This is a genomic window from Embleya sp. NPDC008237, assembly GCF_042956465.1.
In the GTDB taxonomy this organism is placed as follows: Bacteria; Actinomycetota; Actinomycetes; order Streptomycetales; family Streptomycetaceae; genus Embleya.
On sequence record NZ_JBIBGL010000002.1, the window covers coordinates 161,575 to 175,798 of the forward strand.

Annotated in this window: 8 protein-coding genes; 2 read left to right on the top strand and 6 right to left on the bottom strand. The window is 71.3% G+C overall.

From position 1 onward, the window contains the following. Nucleotides 1–2: 2 nt before the first annotated feature. The 3 genes from ACFZBU_RS04030 to ACFZBU_RS04040 form a co-directional block, all read right to left on the bottom strand. Nucleotides 3–2,324: an ATP-binding protein gene (locus ACFZBU_RS04030; protein WP_391581902.1), complete on the bottom strand. Its 2,322-nt coding sequence runs from the start codon at nucleotides 2,322–2,324 to the stop codon at nucleotides 3–5. A gap of 1,189 nt (nucleotides 2,325–3,513) precedes the next feature. Then, nucleotides 3,514–4,398 (bottom strand): alpha/beta fold hydrolase, encoded by an 885-nt coding sequence (locus ACFZBU_RS04035; RefSeq protein WP_391581903.1) that lies wholly within the window; start codon nucleotides 4,396–4,398, stop codon nucleotides 3,514–3,516. Nucleotides 4,399–5,302: 904 nt separating this feature from the next. Further along, nucleotides 5,303–5,971, bottom strand: a complete 669-nt coding sequence (locus tag ACFZBU_RS04040; protein WP_391581904.1) for a TetR/AcrR family transcriptional regulator C-terminal domain-containing protein — start codon at nucleotides 5,969–5,971, stop codon at nucleotides 5,303–5,305. Between the two features lie 1,250 nt (nucleotides 5,972–7,221). On the opposite strand from ACFZBU_RS04040, the gene ACFZBU_RS04045 reads away from it, so the two are divergent. After that, on the top strand, nucleotides 7,222–7,911 hold the full coding sequence (locus ACFZBU_RS04045; protein WP_391581905.1) for a cutinase family protein: 690 nt from the start codon (nucleotides 7,222–7,224) through the stop codon (nucleotides 7,909–7,911). A gap of 242 nt (nucleotides 7,912–8,153) precedes the next feature. On the opposite strand, the gene ACFZBU_RS04050 is transcribed toward ACFZBU_RS04045, so the two are convergent. From ACFZBU_RS04050 to ACFZBU_RS04060, 3 genes are all read right to left on the bottom strand, one after another. After that, entirely contained in the window at nucleotides 8,154–8,348 is a 195-nt protein-coding gene (locus ACFZBU_RS04050; protein WP_391581906.1) for a hypothetical protein, read from the bottom strand. Nucleotides 8,349–9,915: 1,567 nt separating this feature from the next. Further along, complete coding sequence (locus ACFZBU_RS04055) at nucleotides 9,916–11,646, bottom strand: L-aspartate oxidase (RefSeq protein WP_391581907.1); 1,731 nt, start codon at nucleotides 11,644–11,646, stop codon at nucleotides 9,916–9,918. Between the two features lie 615 nt (nucleotides 11,647–12,261). Next, on the bottom strand, nucleotides 12,262–13,158 hold the full coding sequence (locus ACFZBU_RS04060; protein WP_391581908.1) for an RNA polymerase sigma-70 factor: 897 nt from the start codon (nucleotides 13,156–13,158) through the stop codon (nucleotides 12,262–12,264). A gap of 375 nt (nucleotides 13,159–13,533) precedes the next feature. On the opposite strand from ACFZBU_RS04060, the gene ACFZBU_RS04065 reads away from it, so the two are divergent. Then, nucleotides 13,534–13,920 (top strand): cupin domain-containing protein, encoded by a 387-nt coding sequence (locus ACFZBU_RS04065; RefSeq protein WP_391582437.1) that lies wholly within the window; start codon nucleotides 13,534–13,536, stop codon nucleotides 13,918–13,920. Nucleotides 13,921–14,224 lie beyond the last annotated feature (304 nt).

Here is a 14,224-nt window from a genome sequence, read left to right on the forward strand (position 1 = left end):
GATCAGCCACCGTCCTTGCCGAGGAACACCGCGCGGGCGAGGTCGTCGCGCTCGGCCAGCTCGCGAGCGTCGCCGGTGAACCGGACCTGCCCCTTCTCCAGGAAGACCGCCCGATCGGCGATCGCCAGCGCCACGTTCAGGGACTGCTCGACGATGATCATCGTCATGCCGTCCGCCTTGAGGCGCTCGATCACCGCGAGGAGGTCCCGGACCACGACGGGCGCGAGCCCGAGCGAGAGTTCGTCGATGAGCAGCACCTCGGGATCGTGCATCAGCACCATGGCGAGGGCGAGTTGCTGCTGCTGGCCGCCGGACATGCTGCCCGCCCGCTGGGCGAGGCGGGCGTTCAGATCGGGGAACACGTCCAGCACGTAGGCGAGTCGGGCATCGCGGTGCGCCCGGTCCCGGTCACGCAGCCCGAAGGCGGCCATCTCCAGGTTCTCCGCCACGGTCATGCCGGGGAAGGTGCCCTTGCCGCCGGGCAGCAGGCGGATCCCGTACCGGCCGCGCCGCTCGGGCGAGACGTACGTGACGGTCTTCCCGTTGAGCCGGACCACGCCGCGAGAAGGGGTCCCGAGGCCGCAGATCGCCTTCAGGATCGTGGACTTGCCGGCGCCGTTCGTGCCCAGGAGGGCGAGGACTTCGCCGCGCCGGACTTCGAACCCGACACCGAACAGCACCTGTACGTTGCCGTACTCGAAGTCGACGTCGTTGACCTGGAGCACCGGGACCCGCTCCGGGTCCCGGGCCTGGCGGTCCCGCTCCGCGAGCTCCTCCCGCAGCTCGTGGACGACCAGGGCAAGGTCGTGTTTGATGAACGAGGAGCTGCGGATCAGCATCAGGCTGCCCACCAGCGTCGCCGGCACGCCGATGACCAGTGCCGCCGCGCGCGCGTCGTACGAGTCCAGGATGAGCGCGGACAGCAGCGAGCCGCCGGTCGCGCCGATGAAGAAGATGTGGATCGCCGCGAGCGCGGTGCCCAATCCGCGCAGTCGGTACGGGGATACGGACTGCATGACCGGGCCGATCATCGCGAACGCCGCGGACAGCAGGACGAGCGGCAACATCTGCGCGATGACGAACGCCGGCGCGGTCGGCATGAACCACTGCACCGGCGTCAGCGCCGCCACCGGCAGGATCAGATAGCCGACCAGCTTCAGGGCGCGCGCCGGGTCGGTGCGGTAGAGCCGGTCGTAGCGCGGGCCGACGAACGGCAGCACGGCCAGCACGCCCAGGCCGCCGAGAGTGCCGTACACCCCGCGCTCGAAGGTGCCGAGCCCGAAGTGGTCCTCCATCCACAGGTTGGTCAGCACCGGTCCGGTGAACAGCCCGAAGCCCATGGCCGCGAACGCCAGGACGACCGTCCTGGTGGTGCGGATGCGCATCAGCCGGGCGAACGCCGCCTCGATCGAGATCGGCATCGGCTTGTCGTGGGTGATGACCTCGCCGAGCACCGCCTTCATCTCGTGCTGTCCGCGCGGGGGTTCGGGCAGCCGAAAGGCGTACAGCGCCACGAGCGCGGTGGGCACGCCCAGGATGAAGAACGCCCAGCGCCAGCCGTCGTCGCCGCCCGCCACGGCGGCGATCGCGCCGACCACCAGCGGACTCAGCACCCCCGCGAGGCGGCCCGCCATACCGGTCGCCGCGGCGATGCGGCCCCTTACCCCGATGGGGTAGGTGTCCGCGTTCAGCGAGCCGTGCACCGGCAGCGTGCTCGCCTTGGCCACCCCGACGCCCAGCCGGGCGAGGAACATCAGGAAGACGTTCGCCGCCATACCGCACGCGAACACGAAGGCGGCGAAGGCCAGTCCGGCCCACCCGGCGACCCTGCCGCGCCGATACCGGTCCGCCAACCAGCCCATCGGCAGCGCACCGAGGACCAGGAACGCGCCCGACGCCGCCGACAGGAACACGATCGCGCCGTCGCTCATCCCGAACGAGTCACGGATGTCCGGGGCGAGCACGCCCAGTGTCGCGGTCTCCAACTCGTCGAACGCGGACAGCGCCATCAGCGTCAGGAACGTCGCCGACCCGCCCGCGGCAAGGCCCTGACGAAGGGTCAGCTGCTCGCCGCCCACTCCGGGCAGCAGATCGTCGGCGAACAGCACCTCACGTTCGACCTCGGCCGCCCGGGCACGCTCCGCCTCGGCATCGACGAGTTCGATGGCCAACTCCGCGGCGAGGCGGCGGTGTTCGGCCCGAGGGGCGACGGCTTCGGTGGTTTCGTCCCGGGTGGCGTCGTGCCTGGTGCCTTCGTCTCGGGTGGCATGGTGGGCTTCGTGCCCGGTGGCATCGTCGGCTTCGTTCCTGGTGGCATCGTCCACCGCGCCGCTCATCGGCAACGCCCGGACCGAGCAAGTTGGTTGCGCCCGGCCGTTGCCTGTGGCCCGGCCGGATGACGCGATCGCCGGCCGTGCCGCCCATGGGACGGATCAGGCGCAGGGGGGCGGAAGGTCGTACGCATCGGGCATCCTTCGCGGCTCGGAACGGTCACCACACAGACGAACCCGCAGGCGTGACACCCCCGACTGCGCGTATGCGGCCGTGACGTCTCCCGGTGCGGAGCCCAATTGTTTATTCGAGATTAAATAAATGTCCAGCCCCTTGGGGAGGGGACTTCTCGGCGATTCCGGGGGTGATCAGTGCACCGACCGACCTCCGCACGCCCCGAGGAAGCGGCGCCCACCGACCGCTCGACACTGCTCGGCGCGCCGCGACTGCTCGGCGCGCCGCGACCGCTCGACACCGCGACTGCTCGGCGCACCTCGACCGCTCGACACCCGCTACTGCGCCCCCGGGGGATCGCCGCTCGCCAACCTCGGCGGATCTGCCGCATTGCCGCGTGCCAGCTTCGGGACACGCCAGGGAGTCGGCCCGCCCAAGCCCTCCAACCCTTGGCGCGCCGCCGGGGAATTGCCGCTCGCCAACCTCGGCGGATCTGCCACATTGCCGCGTGCCCGCTTCGGAACACGTCAGGGAGTCGGCCCACCAACTTCCGCACACGCCGAGAGGGCCGCCACCCCACCTCCGTACGGGGAGGTCTACCGAGGTTGGTGGTGGCGATTCCCTGGGAGCGCCGGGGTGGGTGGGCCGTGATTCCCAGAGGGGTGCCGAAGTGGCCGCGCGGCGATCGGCGGACATGCCGAAGTCGATCGCGGCCGTGCCCGGAGTGCCCTGCAGGTCCTTGTGGGTTGGGTCTGCAGGGCGTGCCGTCGACTGCGGCACGAGGCGGCTTGGAGGCTTGACTCTCGGGGGATCGCCGCAGCGGATGGGGGTCGGCGTTGCTTGTCCGTCGGCGCCCACGCACGCTGCCGAGGATCGTCACGCGGGCGAGGGTTCGGCGGGGTGCCAGGCGAGGGCGCCGGGTGGGGGCGCCGGGCGGGCGTCTGCGGGTGGGCAGCCGCAGGCAGCCGGGGGCAGGGTCGGCGGGGCCGGCCTCGTGGGCTGGTGGGCCGGAGGGCCGGAGGGCTGGTGGGCCGGAGGGCCGGGCGGGAGGGCGGCTGGGTGGGCCCCTCAGCTCTCCACGTCCACCGAAATCCAGAAGTCCGCGAGCGCCCTCGCGGTTTCCTCCGGCCGTTCCTCGTTCGGCGTGTGCCCCGCGTCCGCGATCACGACGTACCGCGCGTTCAGGTTCCGCGCCATCTTCGCTTGCGTCGCGGGCGTCCACGGCTGGTCGTTCTCGCCGCACATCACCAGGAAGCGCACGTCCGTTTGCGCCAACGCCGCCACCCGCGACGGCTCTCCCAGCATCGCGCGGATGATCCCGATCAGGTTTGCCTTGTGGGTGTGGACGAGCCGGTGCTTCAGCCACACCTGCGAGCCGTGCGCGAGTCCGGCCTTCCTCAGTTGGCCGCGCATGAGCTTCCACAGCAGCGACGTCCCGCCGATCCGCAGGATCCACACGAGCGGCCCGACCATCCTCGCGCCCGCGAAATCGGTGTTGCCCGGACCTGTGCCGAGCAATGTCAGGCTCCGCACGCTCGACGGCGCGTCCGCCACGGCGCGCTGCGCCACGATCCCGCCGAAGCTGTGTCCCAGCAGGTGCACCGGCGCGGGATCGACGGCCGCGATGACCTCGGCCAGTTCGGCCGCGAAGGTGGCCACGTCGTACTCCCGCCACCGGGTCGGTCCGGGCGACTGGAACTGGCCGCGCTGGTCGTACGACACGACGCGGTACCCCTCGGCGGCCAACGGCTCCAGCATCGGCAGGAAGTCTTCCTTCGAACCGCTGAACCCGGGCACCAGTACCGCGGTGCCCCGCGTCTCGACGCCTGCCGGCGGCATGATCTCCAGGGCAGCGAGCGGCCCACCGGCCGTACGCAGTTCGATCCGTCGGGCGGACTCGGGCAGGGGGGTCGGGTAGAGCGACGGGTCGGCAACGTCGGCAACGGTGGCCATGACCACTCCTCGATCGGACGGTGTGCGGCTGCGGAAATGACGCTGAAACGAGTCAGCGGCCGGAAGGCGCCGAGTGTAGAACCGCCGAATGCGCAAGGGAAGACTCAGCCCGCAGGCCCGGGCGGGGGCGGGGCGGGGGTGTGGGTGTGGGTCGCTCGGTGGGGCGGCTCGGCCGGGCGGCTCGATGGGGCTGTCCGGTTGGGCTGCTTGGTGGGACGGCTCGATGGGTTCGCCCGGTTGGCCGCTCGGCGGGGCCGCTTGGTGGAGCTGTTCGGTCGGGCGCCGGGTCGGGCTACTCGCCTGGGCCGCTCGGCGGGGTCGTTCGGTGGGGCCGCCGGGGTGGGCTGCTCTGGGGGTTGCCGGGGCGGGCCGCTCTGTGGGGCTGCCCGGCGGCTCGCTTGGTGCGGCCGCCGGGTCGGGTTGTTCAGTGGCACGCTCGCTCGGATTGCCGGGGTGCCTCTCGCTCGGGCCGCTCGGAGATGCCGGTCGGTGGGATTGCGAGGCGGGGCCCACCCGGTGGGCTGCTCGGTGGGGCTGCCGGGTCCGGCTGTTCGCCTGGGCCGCTCGGCGGGGTCGTTCAGTGGGGTCGCCGGGTCGGGCTGGGTGGTCGGGCTGTTCGGTGGGGCTGCCGGGTCGGGTTACTGGGTGGGGCCGTTCGGTGGGCTGCTTGGTGGGGCTGCCCGGTCGGGAGGCTTGCTTGGGCTGATTGCTCGGGTTGCCGGTCCGTCGGCCTGGTCTGGTTGCCCTGTGGGCCGTTCGGTCCGGTTGCCGGGTCCGGCTGCTCGTTCGGGCCGCTCGGTGGAATTGTTGGATGGGTCGCCGGGGCGGGCCTCTCGGTCGGGCTGCTCGGTGGGGTCGCCCGCTCTGGCCCTCGCTCCGGCCCTGGGCGGTCGGGGCGCTCGGTTCAGCCCTGGTCGCGGTCGGCAGGCGAGGGCGTCAGGCCGGTGAGCACCGCGTCCAGGTCGAAGGCGAACTGCGCGTCAGGGTCGTAGTCGGCGTGGCCCGCGGCGCGCATGAGCGGCAGCGCGTCCGGCTCGTCGTGCAGGATTTCGCCGATCGTCGCCCGATGCGGCTCCTGCCCGTGGACGCGCAGCATGAAGACCGAGCGAACGTTGATGTGCACCAACTCGCCGATCAGCGTCACGCACCGCCCCGCGCCGATCGGGTCGAAACCCGCGTCCACCAGGACCTCGTGCAGCCGCTCGATCTGGTCCAACTGCCGCCGCCCGGCCGGTCCGCTGAACGCGAAGTACTCCGCATGCCCCGGCAGGGTCAACGACGCCTCGCGGGTGGCGTAGGCGAACGCCCGCAACCAGGTGCGCCAGTCCGCGTCCGCCGGAGGCATCCACGACTCGTCGAGTACACGCTCGATCCGCGCCGCAGCCACCAGCGCCGCCAGCGAATCGCGGTCGCCCACGTGGTGGTACAGATTCGGCGAGTGCACCCCCAGACGGTCGGCCACGGCCTTCATGCTCAACGGCTCGCCGGCCGCGTCCAACTCCAGGGCCGCCTGCACGATGCGGTCGCGGTCGATGCGCGCCGGCCGTCCGCGTCCCCGCCGGCCGCCGCTCATGCTCCGACCTCCCGCAATGTCTTCTCCCGCAAATCTCCGGCGCAGCCGCCACCGGCGCACCGCAAGTGGGAATCCTCAGCGCGATTCTTCCACGGGGCTCGCTTCGCGCACCGCGCCGCCCGGGCGTCCACCGCGGACCGCAGACCGCAGACCGCAGACCGCGGAAGGCAGCGGGGACGAGGGCGAGCCGCTGGGCGGATGCGCTGTGGACCTGCTGTGGATCGCTGTGGATCGCCGTGGAGCGGGTGCGGACCCGCCGCGGACCTGCTGTGGATCGCCGCGGACCCGCCGCGGTCCGCCGCAGACCTGCCGCGGTCCGCCGTGGCGACCGGAGCCGCCGGTCGGAGCGCACCCGAGTAATTCATCGCGGCTGCCCGCGAGTTCGGTCCCACCTCCGCACACCTCGCCGCCGGCGCGCGGCCGATGCGGTCGGTTCATGGAAAGCGAAGCGCGGTTGTCGCCGGCATGCACTGCTGCCGAGCGGCTGCCGGCAGCACGCCTTGCTCTGTCCGCGCGTTCGCCACTTGTGCCCGCCCGCCCTGTCGGCGGCGCGCGGCCGATGCGGTCGGTTCATGGAAAGCGAAACGCGGTTGTCGCCGGCTCACACTGCTTACGAGCGGCTGCCGGCAGCACGCCTTGCTCTGTCCGCGTATTCGCCACTCGTGCCCGCCCGCCCTGTCGGCGGCGCGCGGACGATGGGGTCGGTTCGTGGGCGGCGAAGAGCGGTCGCGGCAAGGCACGCACGGCTCACGAGCGTTCGCAGCCGCATGCACTGCTCCGTAGGCGAGTTCGCCCCGCGCCTCTGCCCGCCCCCTCCGCACGCCCCGCCGGCGGCGCGCGGCCGATGCGGTCGGTTCGCGTGTAGCGAAGTGCGGTTGTCGCCGACAAGCACTGCTCCGGCCGGTCGCAGCCGGCATTCAGCGCCACCTGGCAGGCGCTGCCACCATGCATCGCTCCAATCGAGCAGTCAGCCCCCGCATCCACCACCAGCCACCCGAGCCGTCGCCCCCCGGCATGCAATGCCCACCCGATTGGTTCTCCTTGCAGCCTTTATCCCCCAGTGGTACAAGAAACGCGGAAGCTGACTCGATTCAGCGACTCAGTGGTGTGGTTGCGGTGCCGTCGATGCACGGATGCATCGGTGCTTCGCCGCGCCCCCGTGCCCCCCGTGCAGGGACCACTGGATTGCCGCCCGCTTCCGGTACACCGGCATGCGCCGGTTCGTTCGGCGCCTCACCGAAGGGCCCTCCATGTCACGAACCCGTACCGCCGCCAGATTCGCCGCCGTGGCAACCGCCGCAGTGATGGCGGCAGGCACTCTCACCGTCACGTCCGGCGCGGCCGCAGCTGCCGCCGACTCGTGCGCCGACATCGACGTAACCTACGCCATGGGCACGCAGTTCGGCGTGTCCGGACCGCCCGACTCCGACCCCGTCTACGACGCCCTCGTCGCCGCACTCGACACCCGCCTCGCCGGCACCAAGACGGTCTCGTACTACCGCGTGAACTACCCCGCCAGCCTCGAGCCCTGGTCCGCGTCCGTCGGCAACTGGGACCTCGTCCGGCACATCAAAGCCCAGGCCGCCGCCTGCCCGAACCAGACCTTCGCGGCGGTCGGCTACTCGCAGGGCGCCAACGTCGTGTCCAACTCCGTCGGCGTCAGCAGCCTCGGTTCCCTCACCGGCGCGCCCATCGTCGCCGTCATCCCGGCGAACATCGAACCCCGAGTCACAGCGCTCGTGGTCTACGGCAGCCCGCAGCGCGGAATGCCGCTGTACAAGCCGACCACGATCACCGGCACCTACCAGGCCCGTACCCTCGACGACTGCGCCACCGGCGACCCCGCCTGCGGCGGCGGCGCCGACCCGGCCGCCCACCTGTCCTACTCCCGACCCGAACACAGCGTCCCCGCCGCAGACTTCATCGCGGCCCGCAGCTGACCTACGCGAAGCCTGCCGTCCACCGGGCCTCCGCCCGCCGGGAGGCCCGGTCCTCAGGGACACCGCTCCGCTGCCTCCCATGCGGCCCATGAGCCGTTCGGATATCGGGGCGGCGTCCGCCCGGACAGGAGTCCGATGCCGGTGTGGGCGGCTTCGTGTCCAGAGGCGACGGCCCCATCGGTGTAACCGAGGGAGGAGGGGCGAGCGCTCTGCACATGCGGCGTCTCGGCTGGGTAGCCGACCTAGACCTTTCCATCAGGGGACTGGCGGTGCACGTCCCCGAGGTCGTCCATGACACATGGCCGGCCGGCGGCGACGAGCAGGTCCAGCACTGGGTGTGGGGCGCTGAAGCCGGTGAGCCGGTCGAAGGAGGAGTCCGGGAGGTGAGTGTGCCGGTCGGTGTCGGGGGACGGCGGGACCAGGGTCGGGAGGGTCACTGGGTACCTCGTTCGTGGACGCGGCGGGACGCAGAGCGGCGGAGCGGGGCGCGGCTCACGGGCCGGGTGCTGCCGCGCCCCGGGTATCAGTCTTCGAAGGCGGGGCTGCGGTGCTCGGTGTCGAGGAGGGCGGCGACGAACGCGTCGATCAGGTCGCCAGGGGTGTAGCTGGTGAACGGTCTGGGTCCAGCCGATCTCTCCGTCGGGGCCGACCAGGCCCACGACCCATGGGGCTTCACGGGCATCGGGGATTTTGGGCAGGAATCCCACGTACGCGCGGCCGTTGGGGCAGGACAGGTGGGCGTTGGACAGGAGGTCGTTGACGTTCGACCGGCCGGCGGCGAGCAAACGCTCGATGATGGGGTACGCCGCCATCCGAGGCCGGTCACCGGCCCCCGGGAAGCCTTCGTGGCCGCGGGAAACCCACGGCACGGCGAGCCGGCGGCCGCCCCACACGCCGAGCCGGCCGAAGCCGCGGCGCCGTGAGCCGCCCCGTCTCGCCGCCATGCGCCGGCCGAGCGCTCGGCGCGTGGGCGTTCAGCCGCCTTGGGTCTCCGGACGCGCCGGCCCGATGCCCGATCACCTCGGATTCCGTGGTGGACGACCGCCGCCCCGTCGATGCCCAACGCACCTTCGCAACGCACGAGTTGCCGCGTCGGGAAGCCTCACTTCTCGCCGAGGTCGTCCGGGATGCCGTCCACGCCCCCGGCGCGGTCGACATATTCGCCGCCCTTACCCGCCGAGGTGGAACCGCAGCCCTCACCGGCCGAGGCGGAACCGCAGCGATCAACGGGAGTCTGCGGAGGTGCGGCTCTCAAGAGGATCTTCGCCAAGACCGGGGTGCGAAGCCGGCGTGACCCGGTGGGGACGCTCTTCTCCCGTGCCGGCGCCGAGCCGGTACCCAGGCAGCCGCCGCAGGGCGTGTGATCCGCACCGTCAGGGAACCACGGGGTCGGAGTCCCCTGGCGCCGGGAGGCGAGGAACTCCGCCACCGAGACACCGAACTCCGCCGAACGTTCGAGACGGGCCGGGGAAGTGCCGTTCCCGGGCGCCGCCTTGCCCCGTGGGCGGTGTCCGGAACGAGTTCGCCCGTGCCCGCGGCGGTGGTTCAGGACTTCCGGCCGCGGTACAGACCCCTGCCGGTGCGCCGGATGCGGGACGTGCCGACCAGGCGGTCGAGAGTGCTCCTGACCGCGTTGATACTGCCGCTGTCGGTGTCCCGACCAAGCGCGGCTGTGACGTCCCGGGCGCGCACGTCGACGTCACCGACTGTCGAGAAGTGCTCCGTGATCTGTTTTCGGTGAGTCCTGGAACCGACCAGGCACCATCCGCCTCTGACGCTTGCAGGGCCTCGGCGCGCCTTACCGGCCCGAAAAGACGTCCACCCCGGGTGGACGTCCCACACCTGCACGTCGGCTCATCGGGTGAAAGCGGTTCGCGAACGAGGAATGGCCCTCCCTGTCGACGCGGGTGGGCCGCACGTTGCTCGTGGGGCGGGAGCGAAGCCGGTCGGCATCGAGGAGCACGTTCGGCGGAACACGCTCGACGGAACACGTTCACCCGTGGGTCATTCGGCGAGTTTTCCGACGGTGGAGACTTCCTCCATCAGGGCAGCGATCTCGTCGGGGATGGGCGCAATGCCTTCGTGCGTGATCCCGGTGGTGGGGGACCAGACGAGGTTCACCCGGAGGGCGGGATCGCTCTCGGGGTAGTCGCTGCGGTTGTGGCAGCCGCGGGTCTCGCGGCGTTCGAGTGCCGCTTCGAGGGTGGCCCGGGCCGCGAGGGCGGCCGACTTGAGGTCGAAGGCGTGTGCGAGGTCCTGGTAGCCGGCGATGTCGGGGTGGATGCCGACGTTCTCCATCCGCTTCTCGATCGTCTCGAGTTCCGCGAGTCCGGCGCGAAGCCCCTGCTCGTCGCGTACGACGCCCGCGTGTTCCGTCATGGTGTTGCGGATGGCGCGCTGCAGGGCCCGGACGTTCTCGGGGCCGTCCGCGGTGAGCAGATCGTCGATCTCGGCGCGGGCCCGGGCGACTGCCGGTGCCGAGCGTGGTTGGGCGGTCAGGGCCCGCGAGTAGTCGGCGGCCGCCTGCGCGGTGATCCGGCCGTAGACGAGCAGTTCGATGAGGCTGTTGCCGCCGAGCCGGTTCGCACCGTGGAGTCCGCTGGACGCTTCCCCGATGGCGTAGAGGCCGCGTACGTCGGTGCTGTGGTCCTCGGGGCGGACCCAGACCCCGCCCATCGAGTAGTGGGCCGTGGGTGCGACCTCGATGGGGTCACGCGTGATGTCCAGCATCTGTAGTTCCAACAGTGTCCGGTAGACGCGGGGCAGGCGGTCCATGATCGTCCGGCGTGGCAGGTGGGAGACGTCGAGCCAGACACCACCGTTGGGTGTACCGCGGCCCTCCTTGATCTCGGTGTAGGCGGCGAGGGCGACACGGTCGCGTGTGGACAGTTCCATGCGGGCGGGGTCGTAGCGATTCATGAACCGTTCGCCCAGGCCGTTGCGCAGGATGCCGCCCTCGCCCCGGGCGGCCTCGCTGACCAGGGTGCCGGCCGCGTTCTCCGGCTCGATGATGCCCGAGGGGTGGAACTGGACGAGTTCTGGGTCGCGCAGCCGCGCACCGGCGTCGACGGCGAGCCGGAACGAGTCGCCGGTGTTCTCGTCGCGGCGTGACGAGGTGCGCCGCCAGATACGGGTGTGACCGCCGGCCGCGAGGATCACCGCGTCGGCGTGGACGAGATGGCGGGTTCCGCTGCCGAGGTCGAAGCCGTAGGCACCGAACACGGCGCCGTCGTGCACCAGGAGCCGGGTGATGTACACGGTGTCGAGCATGGGGATGTCCAGCTGCTTCGCACGCCGGATGAGGGTGCGCTGGATCTCCAGGCCGGTGTAGTCACCGGCGAAGGCGGTGCGTCGGAACTTGTGTGCGCCGAAGAAGCGTTGGGAGATACGGCCGTCCTGCTCCCTGGCGAAGGCCATGCCGTAGCGCTCGAGGTCGTCGATGCCACGGGCCGCGCCCCGAGTGACGATCTCGGCCGTGCGCGGGTCGCCGAGCAGGTAGCTCTCCTTGAGGGTGTCGGCGGCGTGCTGTTGCCAGCTGTCCTCGGGATCCATGGTGGCCAGCGCGGCGTTGATCCCGCCGGCGGCGAGCGATGTGTGGGTGTCTTCCTTGGGGCGTTTGCCGACCGCGAGGACGTCGAGCCCGGCCTCTGCCAGCTCGATCGCCGCTCGCAGCCCGGCGCCGCCGGTCCCGATCACCAGGACCGTGGTGGAAAGGTGCTTTTCGATGGCAACCACGATTGCTCCGAATCAATGGGGGCACTGACTACGACCAGGCCCCTCAGGTGTTTGTGACATCCCGGTCGCGTACACGAGCGGGCCGCGGTGGCCGTGCCCACGCGGCACCTCCGCGCTCCTGCCCGCGGCCGGACCGCCGCCGACGATCACGAAGTGTTCACGGTGGACACGATGTTCCCCGTCTCGGATGTCGCATGGTGGGGGCCATGTTGTGACAACCACCCATCAGACCGGGTAGCCGGGCGTTCTGTGACAACAGCCGGTCGGGCTTCGTCTTTCGGTCCCCACGACGGCCGGTTGTCACAACACACGGCGGTCACCGGTCACACGGGCCGGGTCGTTTCCGCGAGATCCCGCTGTAGGCCCGAAGGGCATGGCTCACGGCGTTCGGTGCGCCTCGGCAGCGGGGCGTTGCCGAGCGCCGGCGCCGCGGACACCGCCCGCCCGGGGATGGCCGCCGAGCACCGCGACGCCCGGCATCCGCCCTTCGGGCTCCTTGCCGCACTCACCGCGCCACCCCGGTGAAAGACCCGAATGGAACCACCATGCGAGCGCTTCCCCGGCGCGCCGATGCGCGGCACCGGGCGCCGCGGAGCCCGACGCGAGATCGGGTTCTCAACCGCCCAGCGATGCCAGGTAGGGCGACAGCTTGGCCGCGTTCATCAGCCACATGATCCGGTCGATCCCCTCGGCGGACACATCGACGCAAAGCAGGGCCACGACGTCCCCGCCGGAGGAGACGACGACAGCGGGACGACCGTTGGCCTCGACCCACCGCACCTCCGACCCGGGCCAGAACCGGGGGGCGAAGGCCACGAGGTACTTGGAGACGTGCAGGCGTCCGACGACCGGGATCCTGGATGCGCCGCGCAGCCCTCCGCCGTCGCTGTAGCTGACGACATCCGCGGCGAGCACCTTCTCCAGCGCCGCCAGATCACCCTTTTGCGCGGCGGCGAGAAACACCTCCAGGAGGCGGCGGTGATCAGTCGTGCCGACGCGTTCCCTGCGCTCGGCAGCCAGGTGTTTGCGCCCGCGGCTCACCAGTTGACGGGTGTTCGCCTCACTCGTCTCCAGGATTCCCGCGATCTGCGCGTAGGGGTAGTCGAAGGCCTCGCGCAGGACGTAGGCGGCACGCTCCATCGGGTTCAGCTTCTCCAGCAGGAAGAGAACCGCCAGTTCGAGGGCTTCGGCTCGTTCGGCACCCACCTGCGGATCCGCGCTGGTATCGACCGGCTCGGGAAGCCACGGGCCGACATAGGACTCCCGCCGTACTCTCGCGGACTGGGCCAGGTTGATGGCCAGACGGGTGGTGACCGTGGTCAGGAAGGCCGTCGGCTCCAGGACGTGAGCGCGGTCCGCGTTTTGCCACCGCAGCCACGCCTCCTGGACGATGTCCTCCGCTTCCACGGCGCTTCCGAGCACCCGGTACGCGACACCGAACAGCCTCGGGCGCACCGCGAGGAAGTCCCTCGTCGCCTGATCGAGAGAATCGGTGTCGGCCCCAGCGTGCATGGTTGCCTCCTTCGGCTTCGGCGCCGCCATGCTACAAGCCGCTTTGGAACGGTTCTTCCCCATGTCGAAGGCGAGGCGATCACACGCTGCCACACTCAACGCGCCGGTCCGCGCCTCGGGCGGCATCCCTTTCACACCGTTCCGCTCCCGTCCACCGTCCGACCGTCTTCGGATCTCCGCCTGCCCCTGTCACAGATCCATGGGGCACTCGGTCATCACTGCGAACGGCCATGCGCCCGGGGCGCGATGACGCCTCCGGGTGACGGTGTGTCCGCCCCACGAAGCGGCGGACCGACGGAAGGTGACAACACGGTGTCGGACAAGCACGCAGCGCACGCGCACGGCACCGGCGAGCACACCGGGTCACAGGGCTGGATGACGGCAGCGAAGATGTTGCAGGACGCCTCGCCGATCACCGTCCCGGAGGGCGCTTCGGCCATGACCATTCAGGTCGATTGGGAGCCCGGAGACCCGGGGACCCCTCCGCATCGTCACTCGGGCCCGGCGTTCGGGTACGTCGTCGAGGGCGCGGTCCGGTTCGAGCTCGAGGGCGAGCCCGAGCGGGTGGTCGAAGCCGGCGGGACGTTCTGGGAGCCGGGCGGAGACGTGATCCACTACCAGGACGGCAACGCGCTGACGGACGCGCGCACCCGGTTCGTGGTCACCATGGTGTGCGCGCCCGGGAAGCCCATGCTCGAACTGGTCGACCCGGACGAGCTGAGAAAGCGGGCCCATCTGCGCGCCCCGCGGCCCACCGACTGACCCGTCGTCCGCTCGCACACATCCGTACCCGACGGAGCCCGCCCGTGCCGGGGGCGCGCGACACCGCGACGGCGTGACGGCGCGACACCGCGACACCGCGACGGCGCGACGGCGCGACGGCGCAGGCGGTGTCCCCGCGACACACCATGCCGCGCACATCGTGGCACCCGTGATTCACGCCGAGAGGTGGGGGGGGGGCGGGGGGCCCCCCCCCCCCCCGCCCGCCCCCCCCCCCCCGCCCCCCGGCCCCCCCCCCCAAGGCCGGGGGGTTTATCCAGGCGGGGGGGGGGGTGTTTTTTTTGTT